At 62.3% G+C, this 19,552-nt stretch carries 20 protein-coding genes; 14 read left to right on the forward strand and 6 right to left on the reverse strand.

Annotated elements, in window-relative coordinates; all coding sequences use genetic code 11:
• Nucleotides 1-16 precede the first annotated feature (16 nt).
• Entirely contained in the window at nt 17-1,594 is a 1,578-nt protein-coding gene (locus Q0949_RS00785; protein ID WP_299367169.1) for a DUF5928 domain-containing protein, read from the reverse strand.
• Between the two features lie 141 nt (nt 1,595-1,735).
• Between Q0949_RS00785 and Q0949_RS00790 the strand changes: the two genes are divergently transcribed.
• The gene (locus tag Q0949_RS00790; protein ID WP_299367172.1) at nt 1,736-2,554 is read left to right on the forward strand and encodes a sulfotransferase family protein; all 819 of its coding nucleotides are present in this window, start codon (nt 1,736-1,738) and stop codon (nt 2,552-2,554) included.
• A gap of 5 nt (nt 2,555-2,559) precedes the next feature.
• Here Q0949_RS00790 and Q0949_RS00795 read toward each other — a convergent pair whose 3' ends face one another.
• The gene (locus Q0949_RS00795; RefSeq protein ID WP_299367175.1) at nt 2,560-3,231 is read right to left on the reverse strand and encodes an SGNH/GDSL hydrolase family protein; all 672 of its coding nucleotides are present in this window, start codon (nt 3,229-3,231) and stop codon (nt 2,560-2,562) included.
• Nucleotides 3,232-3,343: 112 nt separating this feature from the next.
• Here Q0949_RS00795 and smpB point away from each other — a divergent pair, with 112 nt between their 5' ends.
• The 5 genes from smpB to rpiB all read left to right on the forward strand — a co-directional run bounded on the left by smpB (nt 3,344) and on the right by rpiB (nt 6,778).
• Nucleotides 3,344-3,817, forward strand: coding sequence for an SsrA-binding protein SmpB (gene smpB, locus Q0949_RS00800; RefSeq protein ID WP_299367178.1), 474 nt, complete (start codon nt 3,344-3,346; stop codon nt 3,815-3,817).
• Nucleotides 3,818-3,958: 141 nt separating this feature from the next.
• Nucleotides 3,959-4,228, forward strand: coding sequence for a hypothetical protein (locus tag Q0949_RS00805; RefSeq protein ID WP_299367181.1), 270 nt, complete (start codon nt 3,959-3,961; stop codon nt 4,226-4,228).
• Between the two features lie 69 nt (nt 4,229-4,297).
• The gene (sseA, locus tag Q0949_RS00810) at nt 4,298-5,152 is read left to right on the forward strand and encodes a 3-mercaptopyruvate sulfurtransferase (protein ID WP_299367184.1); all 855 of its coding nucleotides are present in this window, start codon (nt 4,298-4,300) and stop codon (nt 5,150-5,152) included.
• Nucleotides 5,152-6,333 (forward strand): amino acid aminotransferase, encoded by a 1,182-nt coding sequence (locus tag Q0949_RS00815; protein WP_299367187.1) that lies wholly within the window; start codon nt 5,152-5,154, stop codon nt 6,331-6,333. Before sseA ends, Q0949_RS00815 begins: the two co-directional genes overlap by 1 nt.
• Nucleotides 6,334-6,337: 4 nt before the next feature.
• Nucleotides 6,338-6,778, forward strand: a complete 441-nt coding sequence (rpiB, locus tag Q0949_RS00820; protein ID WP_299367190.1) for a ribose 5-phosphate isomerase B — start codon at nt 6,338-6,340, stop codon at nt 6,776-6,778.
• A 380-nt stretch (nt 6,779-7,158) separates the two neighbouring features.
• On the opposite strand, the gene Q0949_RS00825 is transcribed toward rpiB, so the two are convergent.
• Nucleotides 7,159-8,466, reverse strand: a complete 1,308-nt coding sequence (locus tag Q0949_RS00825) for an ammonium transporter (RefSeq protein WP_299367193.1) — start codon at nt 8,464-8,466, stop codon at nt 7,159-7,161.
• Between the two features lie 28 nt (nt 8,467-8,494).
• Nucleotides 8,495-8,833, reverse strand: a complete 339-nt coding sequence (locus Q0949_RS00830) for a P-II family nitrogen regulator (RefSeq protein ID WP_299367196.1) — start codon at nt 8,831-8,833, stop codon at nt 8,495-8,497.
• Between the two features lie 252 nt (nt 8,834-9,085).
• Here Q0949_RS00830 and Q0949_RS00835 point away from each other — a divergent pair, with 252 nt between their 5' ends.
• Nucleotides 9,086-11,266: a PBP1A family penicillin-binding protein gene (locus Q0949_RS00835; RefSeq protein WP_299367199.1), complete on the forward strand. Its 2,181-nt coding sequence runs from the start codon at nt 9,086-9,088 to the stop codon at nt 11,264-11,266.
• Here the strand turns inward: Q0949_RS00835 and Q0949_RS00840 are convergent, their stop codons facing one another.
• Together Q0949_RS00840 and Q0949_RS00845 are read right to left on the reverse strand one after the other, a co-directional pair.
• Complete coding sequence (locus Q0949_RS00840) at nt 11,267-11,854, reverse strand: phospholipid-binding protein MlaC (protein WP_299367202.1); 588 nt, start codon at nt 11,852-11,854, stop codon at nt 11,267-11,269.
• A gap of 2 nt (nt 11,855-11,856) precedes the next feature.
• The gene (locus tag Q0949_RS00845; protein ID WP_299367205.1) at nt 11,857-12,582 is read right to left on the reverse strand and encodes a VacJ family lipoprotein; all 726 of its coding nucleotides are present in this window, start codon (nt 12,580-12,582) and stop codon (nt 11,857-11,859) included.
• A 202-nt stretch (nt 12,583-12,784) separates the two neighbouring features.
• On the opposite strand from Q0949_RS00845, the gene Q0949_RS00850 reads away from it, so the two are divergent.
• The 7 genes from Q0949_RS00850 (at nt 12,785) to Q0949_RS00880 (ending at nt 19,500) form a co-directional block, all read left to right on the forward strand.
• Complete coding sequence (locus Q0949_RS00850) at nt 12,785-14,521, forward strand: type I secretion system permease/ATPase (protein ID WP_299367208.1); 1,737 nt, start codon at nt 12,785-12,787, stop codon at nt 14,519-14,521.
• The gene (locus tag Q0949_RS00855) at nt 14,518-15,819 is read left to right on the forward strand and encodes an HlyD family type I secretion periplasmic adaptor subunit (RefSeq protein ID WP_299367211.1); all 1,302 of its coding nucleotides are present in this window, start codon (nt 14,518-14,520) and stop codon (nt 15,817-15,819) included. The genes Q0949_RS00850 and Q0949_RS00855 overlap by 4 nt, the downstream gene beginning before the upstream one ends.
• Nucleotides 15,820-15,886: 67 nt before the next feature.
• Nucleotides 15,887-16,345 (forward strand): RidA family protein, encoded by a 459-nt coding sequence (locus Q0949_RS00860; protein WP_299367214.1) that lies wholly within the window; start codon nt 15,887-15,889, stop codon nt 16,343-16,345.
• The gene (locus Q0949_RS00865; RefSeq protein ID WP_299367217.1) at nt 16,342-17,109 is read left to right on the forward strand and encodes a glycerophosphodiester phosphodiesterase family protein; all 768 of its coding nucleotides are present in this window, start codon (nt 16,342-16,344) and stop codon (nt 17,107-17,109) included. Before Q0949_RS00860 ends, Q0949_RS00865 begins: the two co-directional genes overlap by 4 nt.
• A 52-nt stretch (nt 17,110-17,161) precedes the next feature.
• Nucleotides 17,162-18,349, forward strand: coding sequence for a GNAT family N-acetyltransferase (locus tag Q0949_RS00870; protein WP_299367220.1), 1,188 nt, complete (start codon nt 17,162-17,164; stop codon nt 18,347-18,349).
• A complete protein-coding gene (locus Q0949_RS00875; RefSeq protein ID WP_299367223.1) occupies nt 18,346-18,642 on the forward strand; it encodes a 4a-hydroxytetrahydrobiopterin dehydratase in 297 nt (98 codons plus the stop codon). The genes Q0949_RS00870 and Q0949_RS00875 overlap by 4 nt, the downstream gene beginning before the upstream one ends.
• A 3-nt stretch (nt 18,643-18,645) precedes the next feature.
• A complete protein-coding gene (locus Q0949_RS00880) occupies nt 18,646-19,500 on the forward strand; it encodes a mechanosensitive ion channel domain-containing protein (RefSeq protein ID WP_299367226.1) in 855 nt (284 codons plus the stop codon).
• The last annotated feature ends 52 nt before the right edge of the window (nt 19,501-19,552 follow it).

The raw sequence follows: 19,552 nt of genomic DNA on the forward strand, positions 1-19,552 counted from the left end.
GGAAACTGCGCGCGCTTCAGTCGGCAAAGAGGTAGTCGACGGCGGCGATCTCGCGGGCCTTTTCCTCGGGCATGGTCAGGAACCGGGCCAGCGCCTTGGCATTGTCGTCCAGATCCGCGGCCTCGCGCATCCGGTCCAGATGTTCGAAATCCGCGTCGCGGATGCGGTCGGATTCAAAGGTCATGTCGTTGCGGATCGTGGGCAGCAACCGCTCCAGCGTCTCCGGCGCCGTCTGTTCCCCGGCCAGACCCACGCGCATCGCGTGCCCGATCAGGTAATCCTCGGTGAACTCGCACTGGATTTCCAGCATCCGCGTGATCGACCGGTCGCCCGCGAAATCCTGCAACAGATCGAGGTTGCCGGGGTCCATGCACACGATCAGACGGTCGGTCTCGTAGAAATCGAACAGCATCCGCATTAGCGCCCGGCGGTGTCGCGTCCGCTTGCCCAGCGTGTTCTGGATCCCGCCCAGATCGGGCAGGGGCGTGTGCTCCTCGTTGAACAGGTACTCAATGGCCGGCACGTTGGTCATCGCGCGGATCCGCTCCAACAGCCGCTTGGCCACGTGCCACTTCTTGCAGATGATGATCAACAGCTCGCGGTTGCGGCCCAGCGTGCTCTCCGTCTCCCAGAACCGCGTGGCGAACCGCCGCCCGATCCGCCCCCGACCGGTCAGGAACTTGAACAGGCTCGCCCCCTCGTTCGAAATCTGGAACGGAACATTCTCGGCGGCATAAAGCAGACCAAGCCGCCGCTTGAGATCCTTGGCCTCCGGGCTGATCTTGCGCGCAAACAGGAAATCCTGACTGAGCAGCAGGTCATAGTGGTCGTCGTAAAACGTCACCGGCATCCCATAATCCGTGAACATCAAAAAGGTCAGCGTGCGCGTGCGGATCTCGTCCTCCGGGACCACGTGGCGCACGACAGTCTGGAAAAACGTCTCGTCCGGGATCCAGGTCGTGCGGAAAAACCGCATCACATCGCGGCGCTGGCGGGTGAATTCCAGCACCCATTCGATCGTGCGGCGGCGCAGGCACCACCACTGACTGCCGATCTGCACCTGGATGTCCGCCGGGATCTCGCGCGTGATCCCAAAACGTTGTTGCAGGTGATAGCTGGTGTAAAACCGCCACTTCTGCGTGCGTTCGTTAAAGAAATGGCGGTAGATCAGCCGCTCTTCCTTCATCCCCGTCTTGATCCAGTCGCTTTCGAAGTAATCAAAGCTCTCGATGAAATCGGCATCGTTGTCGTCAAGGAACTGGTGCGTGTACTCCGCCGACTTGATCGCCATGCAGTCGCCCGACAGCATGTAGAAATGCGTGGCACGCGGAAACGCCTCGACCGCGGCCTCAACGGCATAAAGCGTGGCTTGGACAAGGCTCCATTCGCCCCAACCGCATTTGATGCGGCGATGCGCAAATGTCACATGATCATTGTCTTTCAACGCGGTGCGTATCGCGGCAAAGGCGGTCGGATCGGCGCGGGCATCAAAATGGATGGCCATGTAGTCGCCAGCCGCAGTCAACCGTTCCGCCTGCTTGATGATGGCGTCCGGGTCCTTGTGACACAGCAAGATATAGGCGATTTTTGCCATTCTGGAAACTTAACTGCCTCTTTACTGCCGATTGTATACGTAGATAAAGCTAAGGAGAGATTGAATAAACAAGATTTCTTTGGTTTTTTGCCATAGATGGACGCAGTGCGAAAAACTGCGCAGTAAAAAGGGGCGAGTGGTATGGGTTTTCCTGGCACCTGGATGACGGAAAGTGAAAGCGTGGTATACCGCGTGGTGCCCAAGTGCGCCTGTTCGACCATCGGACAGATCATGTTCTACTCCGATCACGGTGAATTTTTTGACGGCGACATCCATGACGCGCAGGGCGGCATGCACAAATGGGCCATCGAAAACAGCCAGCCGATCATCACCGACAACGTCAAGGCGCACAACAGCTATGCCTTCACCTGCGTGCGCAATCCCTACACCCGCATCCTCAGCTCGTTCTTCGACAAGATCTGCGGCATCCAGCGCAACGGCAAACGCTACCGCGGCAACCTTGTCCCGCTCCTGATCCAGAAATACGGGATCGAGGTCGGCGGCGATGACGGCAAGCAGGACTTTGACCAGATCCAGTCGTTCCGCCGCTTCCTGCTCTTTGCGCGCGACACCATCCGCTGGCGCCGCCCGATGGAGCCTGACATCCACTGGTCCGCCATGTCCGGCCACGTGTCGACCTTCATCGTGAACGGCGGCCGCTATGACAAGATAATCTGGACCGAAAAGTTCAACGAGGGCATGGAACAGGTGATGGAGGCGATCGAGACGCCCCACGGCGTGAACATCGCCGACATCCCCCGCTTCAACGAAAGCGAAGGGCACGGGCCCAAGCGGGCGCACCCGGTCGAGGATTATTTTGACGACCTGTCGATGCACCTCGTCTACGAAATCTACAAACGCGATTTCGACCTGTTCAAATACGATTTCGAAAATCCGGGCAACAAGATGCCCATTGGTGAGATCGACCTGGACGAAGTGCACAAGAAACTGGGCGACTGACCCGGTTACCTGATCACCGCTGCAATCCGCGCCGCGATGGCGGCACTGCCTTTGGGTGACGGATGGATGCGGTCGACGTCGTGAAAACTCAGGTCCCCATCAGGGACCACATCGGCAATAGAGACAAATGTCACACCGGCATCACGCGCCGCCATGCGCGCCAACCGCGCCTCGTATTTCTGCCCCCAGGTGCGGCAATGGTCGATCAGGGACGGTTTGCCCGGCGTGCGCAAATACCCCACATACACCACCTGTGCGCCATCCGCGCGCGCACGCGTGACCATGTCGACAACTGTGCCGCTCGTGCCATCCGGTGAAATCAGCCGATCCAGCTGCGCATCACACTTGGCGCACCCGCATCCAAGCCACAGGTCGTTGCCGCCGCCGTTCATCACGGCCCAGTCCCACGGCCCGGACACATATTGCGCACCAATGCGCACGCCAAGGCTGCCGCTGATCGGCAGGACATAGTGGTACCGCGCGCCGACCACCGACCGGTCCACGACACGCGCGCCCAATTTCTGTTCCAACGCGTCAATGACGGACCGCCCCGACCCGGCATTCCACGCAAGCATGCTGTCGCCCGTCGCAATGATCCGCGCGTTGCCCGATGACGGCACCGGTTCGGTGCACCCCAACAAGGTCACACACGCCATCACCGCCAACCAAATCCGCATTTCTCTGCTCTGCTTTCTGTGTTGCGCGCACCCTACCGGCCCAATGACCAAGAATCCATGAACGCCGCACAGCCCTTGCCTGCGCGGGGCCAAGTCCCTACATCCCAGTGCCATGGCCCAAGGTAAATCAGACCCCAACTACAAGATCGCCGCCGAGAACCGGCGCGCGCGCTTTGATTATGCAATCGAGGACGATATCGAATGCGGGATCATCCTCGAAGGGTCCGAGGTCAAATCCCTGCGTCTGGGCGGGGCCAATATCGCGGAAAGCTATGCGGCGGTCGAAAATGGCGAACTGTGGCTGGTCAACAGCTATATCGCGCCCTACGAACAGGCCAAATCGTTCAAGCACGAGGAACGCCGCCGTCGCAAGCTGCTGGTCAGCCGCAAGGAACTTGGCAACCTGTGGAACGCAACCCAGCGCAAGGGCATGACGCTGGTGCCCATCGTGCTCTATTTCAACCACAAGGGCATGGCCAAGCTCAAGCTGGGCATCGCCAAGGGCAAAAAGCTGCACGACAAGCGCGACACCTCCGCCAAACGCGACTGGGGCCGCCAGAAACAGCGGCTGCTGAAACAGGGCTGATGGGCCCACGCGTGGGAAAACCCGCGCACCTTTCCCCTGCCGACCGGTGCGCCCCGTGGGCTATGCCTTTGAACGCCGCTGGCGGATCAGGCGCAGGCCGCGGCACGCAACACCTCGCCTGAACGATCAAAGGAAAGACCCATGGAGCTCATCATCGGCCTCATCTCGGGCGCGGTTGGCGGCAACGTTGCCGGCGGCCTGCTCAAGAACCTGAACCAAGGGGTTCTCATCAACTCGCTCAGCGGCATTGTCGGCGGCGGCATCGGGGGCACTGTGCTGTCCATGCTGGGCGCAGGCGCAGGCGGCGGCATGGACCTCGCGGGCATCCTGTCCCAGGTCGCAGGCGGCGGCATCGGCGGCGGCGCGGTTCTGGCCATCGTGGGCGCTGTTCGGGCGCAACTCAGCAAGTAAGCGGGGCTTGCCTCGCGCCCCGTCCGGCGTTAGTCAAAGGCGTTTTTGACGCCGCCGGAGGGGCACCCCATGTCAGACGATCCCAAAACGCTCGTTTCCACCGCATGGCTGGCCGCGCATCTCAAGGATCCTGACCTGCGCGTGCTGGATGCGTCCATGTACCTGCCGGGCACCGACCGCGATGCGCGGGCTGAATATGACGCGGCCCACATCCCCGGCGCGCGCTTCTTTGACATCGACGAGATCAGCGACCTGCGCTCCGATCTGCCGCACATGGCCCCCCCGCCGGAAAAGTTCATGTCCCGTATGCGCGCCATGGGCGTGGGTGACGGGCATCAGGTGGTTGTCTATGACGGTGCGGGCCTGTTCAGTGCCGCGCGGGTCTGGTGGCTGTTCCGCCTGATGGGCCACCGCGACGTGGCCGTTCTGGACGGCGGGTTTCCCAAATGGCAGGCCGAAGGGCACCCGACCGAGGACATGCCTCCCGTCATCAAGGACCGCCACCTGACGGCGCGTTTTCAGAACCACCTCGTGCGCGATGTCACCCAGGTCAGTCAGGCCTCGAAACTGGGCTCGGTCCAGATCGTCGATGCCCGCGCGCCGGGCCGGTTCCGCGGCGATGCGCCCGAACCCCGTCCGGGCCTGCGCGCCGGTCATATTCCGGGCGCGCGCAACGTGCACTACGAGGCGCTGCTCAACGACGACAGCACCATGAAATCCCCCGCCGACACCCGCGCCCTGTTCCAAGAGGCCGGCGTCGACCTCGCCAAACCCATCATCACCAGCTGCGGCTCCGGCGTCACCGCCGCGATCCTCGGCCTCGCCCTCACCCGCATGGGCCATGACAGCTGGTCCCTCTATGACGGATCCTGGACCGAATGGGGGATGTTCCCCACCGTGCCCGTCGCAACCGGAGACGCCTGATGTTCGAACATCTCACCGCCCAGAAACCCGATGGCATCCTGATGCTGATGCAGATGTACCGCGAGGACACCCGCACGGACAAAGTCGACCTGGGCGTCGGCGTCTACAAGGACGCCACCGGCAACACGCCGATCATGCGCGCGGTCAAGGCCGCCGAACACCAACTGTGGGAGGCGCAGGACACCAAGACCTATGTGGGCCTCGCCGGTGCGCCTGACTTCAACGACGCCATGGTCAATCTGGTGCTGGGCGACGCGGTGCCGCGCACGTCCGTCCACTCGGTGGCCACACCCGGTGGCACCGGCGCGGTCCGGCAGGCGTTCGAGCTGACCCGCATGGCCAACCCGGAGGCGCGCGTCTTCGTGTCCAACCCCACATGGCCCAACCACCTGTCGATCCTCGACTATCTGGGCATGGAAACCGTGCTCTACCGCTATTTCGACGACGAAACCCGCGGCGTGGATTTCGACGGCATGATCGCCGACCTCAAGACCGCGAAAAAGGGCGACCTGATCCTGCTGCACGGCTGCTGCCATAACCCGACCGGGGCAAACCTGACCGGCCCGCAATGGGACGCGGTGATCGCGGTGCTGCACGACACCGGGGCCACGCCGATGATCGACATCGCCTATCAGGGCTTTGGCGACGGGCTGGACGCGGATGCCGCCGGCACGCGCAAGGTTGCCGCCGCCGTGCCCGAATGCCTGATCGCGGCCAGCTGCTCCAAGAATTTCGGGATCTACCGCGAACGCACCGGCATCCTGATGCTGATCGCAAACGGCACGGACACCGGCATCGCCCAGGGCACGCTCAACTTCCTCAACCGCCAGAACTACAGCTTTCCGCCCGATCACGGCGCGCGTCTGGTCACGATGATCCTGAACGACGACGCCCTGCGCGCCGACTGGATGGCCGAGCTTGAAGAGATGCGTCTGGGCATGCTTACCTTGCGCGAACAACTGGCCAAGGAGCTTGAGACCCGCTCCGGCTCCAACCGCTTCGGCTTTCTGGCCGAGCACCGGGGCATGTTCTCGCGGCTTGGCACCTCGTCCGATCTGGTCGAGAAGATGCGCACAGACAGCGGCATCTACATGGTGGGCGACAGCCGTATGAACATCGCGGGCCTTAATGCACAGACCGTGCCGATCCTTGCCGAGGCCATCGTCAAGGCGGGCGTGTGAACCCATGGCGCGCATTGTTCTGTCCAGCGACCACGCCGCCATCGATCTGCGTCAGGCGATTGCCGCGCATGTGACATCGCTCGGTCACACGGCGGTCGACATCGGCCCCACCACGACCGAAAGCACGCATTACCCCCTGCACGGTCAGGCGGCGGCGCGACAGGTGGCGTCGGGCGACTGCGATCTGGGGATCCTTTTGTGTGGCACGGGGCAGGGCATCATGATGGCGGCGAACAAGGTGCCGGGCATCCGCTGCGGCGCCTGTTCCGATCCGGTGTCCGCCGGGCTGATCCGGGCGCATAACGATGCCAACATGCTGGCCATCGGCGCGCGCATCGTGGGTGACGTGGCCGCCATGGCCATTGTCGACGCGTTCCTCGGCACCGAGTTCGAGGGCGGCCGCCATGCCACCCGCGTGGACATGATCGAGCCCGCGGACCTCTGACGCATGGTGGGCAGATTGCCCACCCTACCCCCCTGAATTCACGCGTGGTGTTCGGGATTTGTCCGTTACCAAAGGGTAAAGAACGCTGAAACTTTGGGCTTTGCGGCGGGCGTTAACCTCGGCGTTCATCGGCGCTGGGCAAACTGTACAGTTTGCGGGTCAAACTGCGCAATTTGCTGAAATGGCCCCGATACCGGCCAAAACCACAGGGTCAGAACTGTACAGTTTCGGCACCGGTCTGCATGTTTCCCTGCGCTGTCATCCCTGCCTGCGCTGCGTTGCGCCGCCCGGTTAATGCACCGCACGCACCCTTCACAAACGAAAAAGGCCGGGCGTTTCCGCCCGGCCAGTTGGTTCTCTTGTCTGAGAGGAAGGAGACCTCAGCCTTTCGAGAATTCGGGATACGCTTCCATGCCCAGCTCGGACATATCCAGACCGTTGATCTCGTCCTCTTCGCTGACACGGATGCCCATGACCGCCTTGAGGATGAACCAGATCACCAGCGATGCGACAAAGGTGAACACGCCGTAAGCCACGATACCGGTCAGCTGTGTGCCCAGCGATGCCTCGCCGTAGAAGATGACGGCGATGGTGCCCCAGATGCCTGCGAACAGGTGAACCGGGATCGCACCGACAACATCGTCGATCTTGAACTTGTCCAGCAGCGGCACGGTGAAGACCACGATGATACCGCCCACGGCACCAATCCACAGCGCGCCAAACAGCGACGGTGCGAGCGGCTCGGCCGTGATCGAAACGAGGCCCGCCAGCGCGCCGTTCAGCACCATGGTCAGGTCGGGTTTCTTGTACATGATCTGCGTCAGGATCAGTGCTGCAACCGCACCGGCTGCCGCCGCCATGTTGGTGTTGGCAAAGATGCGCGACACGTCGGACACGTCGCCCACGGTGCCCATCGCCAGCTGCGAACCACCGTTAAAGCCGAACCAACCCAGCCACAGGATGAACGTACCCAAAGTGGCAAGCGCGAGGTTCGAACCGGGCATCGGAACGACCTTGCCGTCCTTGTATTTGCCGATCCGCGGACCCAGCACGATGGCACCGGCCAGAGCGGCCCAGCCACCCACGGAGTGCACGACGGTCGAGCCGGCAAAGTCGGAGAAGCCCATCTCGGACAACCAGCCGCCGCCCCACTGCCAGGAACCGGAAATCGGGTACATAAATCCTGTAAGAACAACGACAAAGATCAGGAAGGGCCAGAGTTTGATCCGCTCTGCCAGCACGCCGGAGACGATGGACGCGGTTGCGGCCACAAACACCAGCTGGAAGAAGAAGTCCGAACCGACCGACGCGTAGTCGAGCGCCGCATCCGCCGCGGCCACACCCACCGGGTCGAGGACCGTCAGGCCGCCGATGGCGAAGTAGCCGTTGAAGTCGCCCGGATACATCGTGTTGAAGCCGACCATCCAGTACATGATTGCCGCGATCGAGAAGAGCGCGATGTTCTTGGTCATCTGCATGGTCACGTTCTTGGACCGCACCAGACCGCCTTCGAGCATGGCAAAGCCTGCCGCCATGAAGAACACGAGGAAACCAGCCATGCAGAACAGCAGGGTGGTCATGATGTATGGGCCGATCTCGTCAAAGCCCGGAGCGGCATCCTGGGCCAGCGCCAGTGTCGGCAGAACGGTCAGGCCCGTGCCAACAAGGAGAGATTTGATAGGTTTCATTGTCCGTATTTTCCCTTTGATACTGCGCTTAGATGGCGTCTTCGTTGGTTTCGCCGGTGCGCACGCGCACGGCCTGTTCCACATCCAGCACAAAGATCTTGCCGTCGCCGATCTTGCCGGTTTGCGCTGTCTTGGTGATGGTCTGTACGATCTGGTCGGCCATGCTCTCGGCGACCACGATCTCGATCTTGACCTTCGGCACGAAGTTCACGGCGTATTCCGCGCCGCGGTAGATTTCTGTGTGCCCGGATTGCGAGCCGAAGCCCTTGATTTCCGTGACCATCATGCCGCGCACGCCAGCCTCGGTCAGCGCCTCGCGGACCTCCTCCAGCTTGAACGGCTTGATTGTTGCAATGATGAGTTTCACCACATGTCCCCTTTGGTTGGCAGGTACCCCTGCAATACGCGGATTAAATGAATGCAAACGACCCGTACGGCAAAGAACCCGCCTCGGTTTGCCTTGCCCAATTCCAACGCATGTGCATAAAAAATGCGCAAAAAGACCGCATTGCCTAATAATTAGACAGATAGGAATCGGGCGGGCACGTTTGCAGGGCGTGGCATTGGCCTCGAAACGGGATATGATGCGCCAAACAACAAGGCCGGGCAGGGGTCGTTCATGAGTGATTCAAAACGGGGTAAGCGGCCCCTGGTTGCAGACCGTCGTTATGGTGCAAAGCCCGCCGCGAAAAAGCCGAAGCCCAAGGCGCGCAAAACGACGCCGCCGCCCAAGCGCGGGATCATTGCGCGCATCCTGCGTTGGATTGTCCGCCTGATCTGGGTGGTCACATGGCGCGGCGCTGCGGTTGCTGCCCTCGTTCTGGCGCTCGCGGTTGGCTATGTCTGGACCACGCTGCCCAATGTCACGCAACTTCTGGATGGCCGCGCGCGCGGCTCGGTCACGCTGCTGGACCGCGAAGACGCCGTTTATGCCTGGCGCGGGGATCAGTTCGGTGGCGCTGTCACAGCGAACTCGGTGTCCGAGGATCTCAAGAACGCCGTCGTCGCGACCGAGGACAAACGGTTCTACCGCCACTTCGGCCTCAGCCCGCGTGGCATCGCAAGTGCTGTGCGCATCAACCTCAGCGAAGGGCGTGGTGCGCTGCAAGGCCACGGCGGGTCCACCATCACCCAGCAAACCGCGAAACTGCTGTGCCTGGGTGTTGAATACGACCCGACCGAATGGAAGAACGAGGCGGCCTATGTCGCCGATTGCCGTCGCGGATCCCTGCAACGCAAAGCCAAGGAGGCGATCTTTGCCCTCGCGATGGAGGTCAAGTATTCCAAGGACGAGATCCTGTCGATCTATCTCAACCGCGCCTATATGGGCGCAGGCGCCTATGGGGCCGAGGCGGCGGCGCAGCGCTATTTCGGCAAACCGGCGGCCCAGCTGACGGCGGCCGAGGGCGCGATGATCGCGGGGCTGTTGACGGCGCCCTCGCGCATGGCGCCGACATCTGACCTCAAACGCTCGCAGGATCGCGCGGCCACGGTGCTGCGCCTGATGGGTGAACAGGGGTATCTGTCGGACGCCGAGGTCGCGCAGTGGCAACAGAACCCCGCCACCCTGTCGCGCGCCGCACGCAGGCAAGCGGGCGGCTATTTCGCCGATTGGGTGATGTCCACCGGCCCCGAATTCTTTACCCGCAACACCACCGAGGACGTGGTGATCCGCACCACGCTTGACCAACGCCTGCAACGCGCCGCCGAAGAGGCGCTGACAGACGTGTTCGAAAACAAGGTGCGCAAGGGCTCCAAGGCGCAGGCCGCCATCGTGGTCATGAGCGCGGACGGCGCGGTGCGTGCGATGGTCGGCGGACGCGAGACGCGGGTGTCGGGTGTGTTCAACCGCGCCATTCAGGCGGAACGCCAGACCGGTTCCGCCTTCAAGCCCTTTGTCTATGCCGCGGCACTGGAACTGGGGTATTCCCCGCTGGATACGGTGGACGACAGCCCGATGACGATCGACATCCCCGGCTCGGGGCCATGGTCACCGCGCAACTACACCAATGACTACAAAGGCCGCGTGACGCTGACCGACGCGCTCAAGGATTCGCTCAATATCCCGGCGGTCAAAGTGTCCGAAAGCGTGGGCCGCGATCTGGTCCGGCGCGTGGCCAGCGACTTCGGCATCGAAAGCGATCTGGCCGCCGGACCCGCCCTCGCTCTTGGCGCATCGGAAAGCACATTGCTGGAGATGACAGGGGCCTATGCCGGCATTCTCAACGGCGGCTCTGCGGTCACACCCTACGGGCTGATCGATCTGCGGCTCAAGGGTGACGCGGATCCACTGATGGGCACGGGCGGCGGTATCCGCGAGCGTGTCATCCAGGACGCGGCGGCGGCGCAACTGGTGTGGATGATGGAAAAGGTGGTCAGCCAGGGCACCGGCCAGCGGGCGCAGTTCGGCGGGCGCGAAATCGCGGGCAAGACCGGCACGACCCAGGCCGCGCGGGATGCGTGGTTCATCGGCTTTACCGCCGATTACGTGGCGGGTGTCTGGATGGGTTATGACGACAACACGCCGCTGACCGGGGTCACGGGCGGCGGTTTGCCTGCAGAGATCTGGCGCGAAACGATGTTGCGCGTGCACGAGGGGTTGCCTGTGCGCCCGCTGCCGATGCAGGCACCCGTGGGTGCCCGCCCACAACCGCAGCCGCAGGCCCCGGCGGACAACCGGCGGCGCGACGTGCCGCGCACCACCGAAGGCATCATTGAATTCCTGATCCGCGATATCTTGGGCGGCGGCCCGCCCAACGAAAACAACCGCAGCCGTCATCCTTCGGGGTCTGATCGCTGATCAGCCGGCCTTTTTGAGGTCGGAAATCATCGCGTCGATATTGCCGCCATTGCGGTCGATCAGCGCGCCGACCTCGGTGCGTTCGGTCAACAGCAGGTTCACCCCTTCGATGAACATGTTGAAGAACAGATCCTTGCCCGACCGGTCCGACACATGGAACGTGACGGCAAAGGGGGCCTCGCCGCGCAGGAACGCGGTGGTCTCGACCTCGTACCAGTTCTTGACGCGCTTGACGCCCTTGACCTCGAGCCGCCCGCCGATGAACTCGCGGAACCGCTTGCCGTATTTGCGGGCGATATATCCCTGGAACGCATCCGAAAACGCACGTTTTTGTGCGGACGATGCGCGGCGCCCATCCACGCCCATCGCATAGGCCGAGATATAGGACGTGTCGCTATAGCGGGCAAAGATGCGTTCGAAATCGCGGAACATGGCGTTCTCGCTCTTGCCCGAGGCGATGACATTGTTGATGTCCGCGACCAGCGTGTTGACCAGCCGCTCGGCCCCGGCTTCGGTGATGGCAAAGGCGGGCATGGCGGGCAAAGCCACCGCCGCACCGGTCAGCGCAAGAAATTGACGTCGAAACATGATCAAAACCCTTCCGTATCCAGGGCAAACGGATCGATCTCCGTTGCCGCTTCACCATCGCCCAGCTCGAACCTGCGGTTTTGCAGGTAGATCAGGCGCGCCTGCGCATAGCTGTCGGCGCTTTCGTATAGAATGGAATCCACCGTGTCCGAGAACCGGCCCCGCGTGCCCAGCCCGGATGCCACACCGGCGATTGTTCCGTAGTAAGCCTCGGGGCTTTCCAGCGTATAGCTGAGCGGGTTGGTGAACAGATCCACGACCTTTCCGGCCGTGTTGCGCTGTGTCGATGGGCCCAGAACCGGCAGCTCCAGATAGGCGCCTTCGCCTACGCCCCAGACATAAAGCGTCTCGCCGAAATCGGTGTCGTGCTGCGGCACATCGAAATCGGTGGCCACATCAAACAGCCCGCCAATCCCCAGAACCGAGTTCGTCAGGAACCGCACGGTCGAGATGCCCGCGCCGCGGAAATCCCCTTGCAACACGCTGTTCACGACAACGGATGGCTGGCCGAGGTTCTTGGCAAAATGGCCCACGCTGTCTTCGATCTCGTCCGGCAGGATGGTCGAATATCCGATGGCTGCGGGCCGCACGATGGCGCGGTCCAGACCACGGTTGAACGCGTGTACCTTGCGGTTCTGCCGCTCGTAAGGGTCATATACGCCGTCGGGTGACACCGACACGTCCGGAGACGCCGCACAGGCGGCAAGGGATGCACCTGCAACCAGCAAGATCGCTGCGCGCTTTATTCGTGCAAAAACCGTCAATGAATGTCTCCGACCTGAATTCCGAACACCTACCTAATACCTCTGGTCCAAATGCCCATAGTTGGAAAAAATCCTGTACCCCCATGTGGCACTTGCGTGACAGACAAACTAGACCGAAGGTGAGACATTCTTACACTGTGGCAGCCAGACAAGCAAAAAGGTGCCTATGCAAAACGATTTCAAACAGGCCGGACTCGCCGAATTACGTAGCGCGCGGGCCGGCAGCCGGGGACTATATTGGGCCGTTGGCCTGTTCAGCATGTTTGCCAATCTGCTCATGCTCACCGGTCCGATGTACATGCTTCAGGTCTATGACCGCGTGCTGGGCAGCCGCAGCGAGGAAACGCTGATCGCACTGTCCCTGCTGGTGGTGTTTCTCTACGGCGTCATGGGCATTCTGGATTTCACCCGTGGGCGCATCATGGCGCGTGTCGGCGCGCGGTTTCAGGACGCGCTGGACCGCCGGGTGTTCGATGCGGTCGTGCGCAAATCCGCGCTGGCGCCCGATCTGAAAACGCAATCCGGTCTGGCCGACCTCGAAGCGATCCAGAGGTTTCTGACCTCGCCCGTGCTGATCGCGTTTTTCGACCTGCCGTGGACCCCGATCTTTATCGCCGGGATCTTTCTCTTCCATCCGTGGCTGGGCTGGCTTGCCGTGGCGGGCGGGGCCGTTCTGATCCTGATCGCGCTGGTCAACCAACTGATGTCCAAGCGTCCGCAGTTGCGGGCCGGTCAGGCCGGTCAGGTGGCGGCCATGATGTCCGACCAGATCCGGATCGAGGCCGAGATGGTGCAGGCCATGGGCATGCGCAACGCCGCCTTTGACCGCTGGCAGACCGCCCGTGGCACCGCCCTTGAGGAACAGATCAAGGCCACGGATGTGGGCGGTGGGTTCACGTCGCTGACAAAGACGCTGCGCCTGTTTTTGCAAAGCGCAATGCTGGGCCTCGGCGCCTATCTGGTTCTGCAAAACGAGATGACGCCCGGCGCGATGATCGCGGGTTCGATCCTTCTGGGCCGGGCCTTGGCGCCGATCGAGACGATGCTGACCCAGTGGCAGACCGCACAGCGTGCCAGCAAGGGCTGGGACGCGCTGTCGGAATTGCTGGGCGTTGTGCGCCCTGAACCCACGCGCACCGAACTGCCCAAGCCCAAGGCGCGGCTGGTGGCCAAATCGCTGACCGTCGTGCCGCCCGGTGAAAAGGTCGCCGCCCTGCGGGGGCTGAACTTTGACCTGCCGCCGGGCATGGCGATGGGCGTGATCGGGCCGTCGGGTGCGGGCAAGTCGACACTGGCCCGCTGCATCACCGGCGTCTGGCGACCGGCGGGCGGATCGATGCGTCTCGATTCCGCGGCGCTGGACCAATACGACCCTGATGTTCTGGGCCGCCACATCGGCTATCTGCCGCAGCGGGTGCAGCTGTTCGATGGCACGATTGCGGAAAACATTGCCCGCCTGTCGCTGCAACCGGACGATGCCAAGGTCGTGGCCGCCGCCCAAAAGGCCGATGCGCACAAGATGATCCTTGAACTGCCCGAAGGGTACGACACGCGGATCAATTCTGGCCAGCAACGCCTGTCCGGCGGACAGATCCAGCGGATCGGTCTGGCGCGCGCGCTTTATGATGATCCCGTGATCATGGTACTGGATGAACCGAACTCCAACCTCGACAACGAGGGCAACGAGGCGCTGAACCAGGCGATCAAGGTGGCCAAGGCAGACAACCGGTCGATCATCATCATGGCCCACCGTCCGGCGGCCATTCAGGAATGCGACCTTCTGCTGGTGCTGGAAAACGGGGCCCGCGCGGCGTTCGGGCCCAAGGACGAGGTTCTCAAGTCCATGGTGGTCAATCACCAGCAAATTCAGAACGCGCCCAAAGGGGCAGGAGGCGTGACATGAGCACTCGGAAATGGTCTGCGACCCGGCCGCTGGTGCTGGGATATTTCGGCCTGTTCGGCCTGTTGGGCGGATTCTTTGCCTGGGCGGTCTATACGGAAATCGCGGGCGCGATCATTGCGCCCGGCCGCATCGAAGTCGACCAGAACCGGCAGGTCGTGCAGCATCCCACCGGTGGCGTCGTCACCGAGATCGCGGTGCAGGAAGGCGATGATGTGCTGGCGGGCGATCTGCTGGTCCAGCTGGATGTCCAGCAGATGGACTCGAGCCTTGCCATCGTCGAGGGCCAGCTCTTTGAATTCATGGCACGCCGTGGCCGCCTGGAGGCCGAGCGGGACGAACGCGACACAATTACGTTTGATCAGGAGTTGCTGGAAGCAGCCGAGGCCGATCCGCAGGTCGCGGAACTGGTCGAAGGCCAGCGCAACCTGTTCTTTGCCCGCCGCGATTCCGTGGCGCGGCAGGTTGAACAGCTGGAAAAACGTGCCGAGCAGACCGGGAACCAGATCGTTGGTATCGAGGCGCAGGAAGCATCGCTGGGCCGTCAGCTTGAACTGATCGAATCCGAACTGGAGGCACAGCAAAGCCTGTTGGACCGTGGCCTGACGCAGGCGTCGGGCGTGCTGGCCCTGCAACGGCAGTCGGCCTCGCTGGACGGACAGCTGGGCGAGCTGGCCGCCAACAAGGCGCAGGCCGAACAGCGCATCACCGAAGTTGATATCGAAATCCTCCGCCTCAGCTCGCAGCGCCGCGAGGAGGCGATCAGCCGCCTGCGCGATCTGCGCGCCCGCGAGCTTGAGCTGATCGAGCAACGCTTTGCCCTGCGGACGGACATCGAACGCATGGCGATCCGCGCGCCGGTGTCGGGCATCGTCTACAACATGCGCGTGCAGACGATGCGATCGGTCGTGCGCCCCGCCGATCCGGTGCTGTTCCTCATTCCGCAGGACCGGCCGCTGGTGATTGCCGCGCGTGTCGATCCGCTGAATATCGACCAGATCATCCAAGGCCAGACGGTGAACCTGCGGTTTTCCGCGCTGGATCAACGGACAACGCCGGAACTGATCGGCGAGGTGGCGCTAGTGTCGGCGGATTCGTTCGAGGACGAGGCAATCGGGATCAGTTACTACCGTGCGGAAATCGTGCTGAACCCCGGTGAGCTGGACAAGCTTGCCGAGGACCAGGTGCTGATCCCCGGCATGCCGGTCGAGGCGTTCATCCGCACCGCGGACCGGTCGCCTCTGACCTACCTGATCAAGCCGGTGGCCGACTATTTCAACCGGGCGTTCCGCGAATCCTGAAGGGGGTCTTTCCTCTGGCGGCCAGTCAGTCTAGCGTCCGGGAAAAGAAGACTGAAAGGATGTCCAAATGTCGATCGAAGCCCGCCTTGCCGAACTGGGGGTCACCCTGCCGGATGCGCCCGCGCCCGCTGCAAACTATGTGCCCTTTGTCCAGATCGGTGACATCGTCTATGTCTCGGGCCAGATCTCGAACGGCCCGGACGGGTTGATCACTGGCAAGCTGGGCGACGACCTCGAGGTCGAAGCGGGGGCTGCCGCGGCCAAGACATGTGCGATCAGCCTGCTGGCGCAGGTCAAGGCGGCGTGCGGCGGCGACATCGAGCGCCTTGTGCGGGTGGTCAAGCTGACCGGCTTTGTGAATTCGACCGCCGATTTCACCAACCAGCCGCAGGTCATCAACGGCGCGTCCGACTTCCTCGTCGAAGCGCTGGGCGACGCGGGACGGCATAGCCGCTCTGCGGTCTCTGCGGCGGCGCTGCCTCTGGGCGTCGCGGTCGAGATCGAAGGGATCTTTCAGGTCCAATGACACCGCAACTGCCGAAGGGGTTTCTCGCTGCGCCGCTGGCGCATCGGGGGCTGCACGACGTCACGGATGTCAGACCGGAAAACAGCCGCGCATCGATCCGTGCGGCCATTGATAATGGCTATGGCATCGAGATCGACGTGCAACTGAGCGCCGACGATCGCGCAATGGTGTTTCACGATTATGACCTGGCCCGGCTGGCCCACGGCACTGGACCTGTGCGGTCTGTCCCCGCGGGGACACTTGGGGACATCACACTCCGTGGTGGTGAAGAGGGTATTCCCACACTGGATGAGGTGTTGCGACTGGTGGACGGACAGGTGCCGCTGCTGATCGAGATCAAGGATCAGGACGGCGCGATGGGTACGAATATCGGCCCGCTTGAGGCGGCGGTGGGCACGGCGATCACCGGCTATCCCGGCCCGCTTGCGGTGATGTCGTTCAACCCCAACAGCGTGCTGTGCATGGCGGTCCTGTGCCCGAACGTGCCGCGCGGTCTGGTGACCAGCGCTTTTGAGCTGTCGGCCTGGCCCTTGCCGGTCGAGACCTGCGAGCGGTTGCGCGAGATCCCGGACTATGACCGGGTCGGGGCCAGCTTTATCAGTCACGAGGCCGCGGACCTTGCGCGCCCGCGGGTTGCGGAACTGAAGGGTGCCGGGGCAAATGTGCTGTGCTGGACCATCCGGTCGCCCCATCAAGAGGCCGAAGCGCGCACGGTTGCGGAAAATGTGACGTTCGAAGGTTATCTGGCTGCGCAACCCTGTTGAACCGCAGCGCTTGTGACACACATTCAAGGCTCTGTCGTCAAAGGGAGATCGCGTGTCCGAGCAAGAGATCGAAATCCGTGTTCTGCCCAGCCTAAAGGCCATTGATCCGGCGACATGGGATGCCTGCGCCTGCCCCGAAGCGGCAGGCGGCGGGCGGCCCAATGATCCGTTCACCACGCACCGGTTTCTCAAGGCGCTGGAGGACAGCAATTCGGTGGGCCCCGGCACCGGATGGCAGCCGCAATACCTGCAAGCTGTGTTGGCCGGGCAGACCATCGGGGTGGCACCGATGTACGCCAAGGGGCACAGTCAGGGCGAATACATCTTTGATCACAACTGGGCCCATGCCTATGAGCGGGCGGGGGGGCGGTATTACCCCAAGCTGCAGATTGCGGTGCCGCACACACCCGCCACGGGGCGGCGGTTTCTGACGCATCCTGATTTTGCGGAAACCGGCCTGTCGGCGCTGGTGCAGGGGGCGGTACAACTGGGGGCGAACAACCAGTTGAGTTCACTGCACGTCACGTTTTGCACAGAGGCGGAGCGGGAGGCGGGCGCCGCGCTCGGCCTGATGCCGCGCACCACGCAGCAGTTTCACTGGCTGAACGACGGATATGCGGATTTCGACGGGTTTCTAGCGACGTTGAGCAGCCGCAAGCGCAAGAACATCCGCAAGGAGCGAAAGAAGGCGCAGGAGTTTGGCGGCGTGATCCACACCTTTTCCGGGGATGACCTGCGGTCTGAGCATTGGGACGCGTTCTGGGAATTTTATCAGGACACGGGCGCGCGCAAATGGGGCACGCCTTATCTGACGCGCCGGTTCTTTGACATCGCGCAGGAGACATTGCGGGACGACATGGCGCTGGTGCTGGCCGAACGAGACGGGCGTTTTGTTGCCGGTGCGTTGAACTTTGTCGGAGCGGATGCGTTATACGGGCGCTATTGGGGCTGTGTGGAGCATCATCCGTGCCTGCATTTCGAACTGTGTTACTACCGCGCGATCGACATCGCGATCGAGCGCGGGCTGGCCCGTGTCGAGGCGGGCGCGCAGGGCGAACACAAGCTGGCGCGGGGATATCTGCCGAACCAGACCCATAGCCTGCATTGGGTTGGCGACGCGGGCTTTGCCGATGCGATTGCCAACTATCTCGAAGCCGAACGTGAGGCGGTGGAAGAGGAGATTGAAATTCTCACGGATTACGGACCCTTCAAGCGGGTCCAGATCGAGGAACAGGAATGACCGAGAAATTGAGCGCAGAGACGCGCGACACCCTGCTGGATCCGCTGAAGGAGACCGGGTGGGAGGTTGTTGACGGGCGTGATGCGATTTTCAAATCCTTCGTCTTTGACAATTTTGTTGAGGCGTTTGGCTGGATGACCCGCGTGGCGATCTGGGCGGAGAAGTGGGACCACCACCCCGAGTGGTCGAATGTCTACAAGACCGTTGATGTGACCCTGACCACCCATGATGTCGGTGGCATCAGCACGCTGGATGTGAAACTGGCGCGCAAAATGGACAGTCTGGCGGGTTAACAAATGGAATATATTCAGAATTTGATGTCCACCGAGGTGTGGGACGGCAAGACGTTGGGCGATTTCATGTCGCTGGAGTTTCTGGCGTCGATTGTGGGGTCGGTTCTGGCCGCGATTGCCATTCTGTTCGTGGGTTGGACGATTGCGGCATGGGCCGGACGGCGGGTGCGCAAGATCGGCTTGAACCACCGGCATCTGGACGACACGCTGTTCAACTTCCTCGGCTCCTTGGTACGCTATATCATTCTGGGGTTCACCTTTCTGATCGTGCTGAACACCTTCGGGGTGCAGACGACATCTGTGGTGGCGGCCGTGGGTGCGGCCGGTCTGGCGATTGGTCTGGCCTTGCAGGGGACGTTGTCGAATGTGGCGGCGGGCGTGATGCTGATCCTGTTCCGACCGCTCAAGATCGGCGATTTTGTCGACGTGGCGGGCAAGATGGGCACGGTCAAGGACGTGACGCTGAACTTTACCGAGCTGGCGGACCTGAGCAATGTGCAGGTGATCATCCCCAATTCCGAGGTGTGGGGAAATGTAATCACCAACTATTCGATCTATCCCAAGCGCCGGGCCGAGTGGACGTTTGGTGTGGGATACGGTGTGAACCTGAAACAGGCCGAGGATGTGATCCGCGACACGATCATGGCGGACGACCGGTCGCATAGCGATCCAGAGCCGTTCATTCAGGTGAACAATCTGGGCGACAGTTCGGTGGATTTCCTGGTGCGGGTGTGGTGCGACAGTGCTGTTTATTTCCAGTATCAGGCGGACATGAAGCGCAAGGTCAAGGAAGCGCTGGACGCGGCCGATGTGGATATTCCGTTCCCCACGCGTACGCTTGTTCAAGCGGCGGAGTGATCCAAAGGAAAAAGGCCCCCGATACCGGGGGCCTTTTACGACATTCCTGATT

The organism is uncultured Tateyamaria sp. (assembly GCF_947487805.1).
In the GTDB taxonomy this organism is placed as follows: Bacteria; Pseudomonadota; Alphaproteobacteria; order Rhodobacterales; family Rhodobacteraceae; genus Tateyamaria.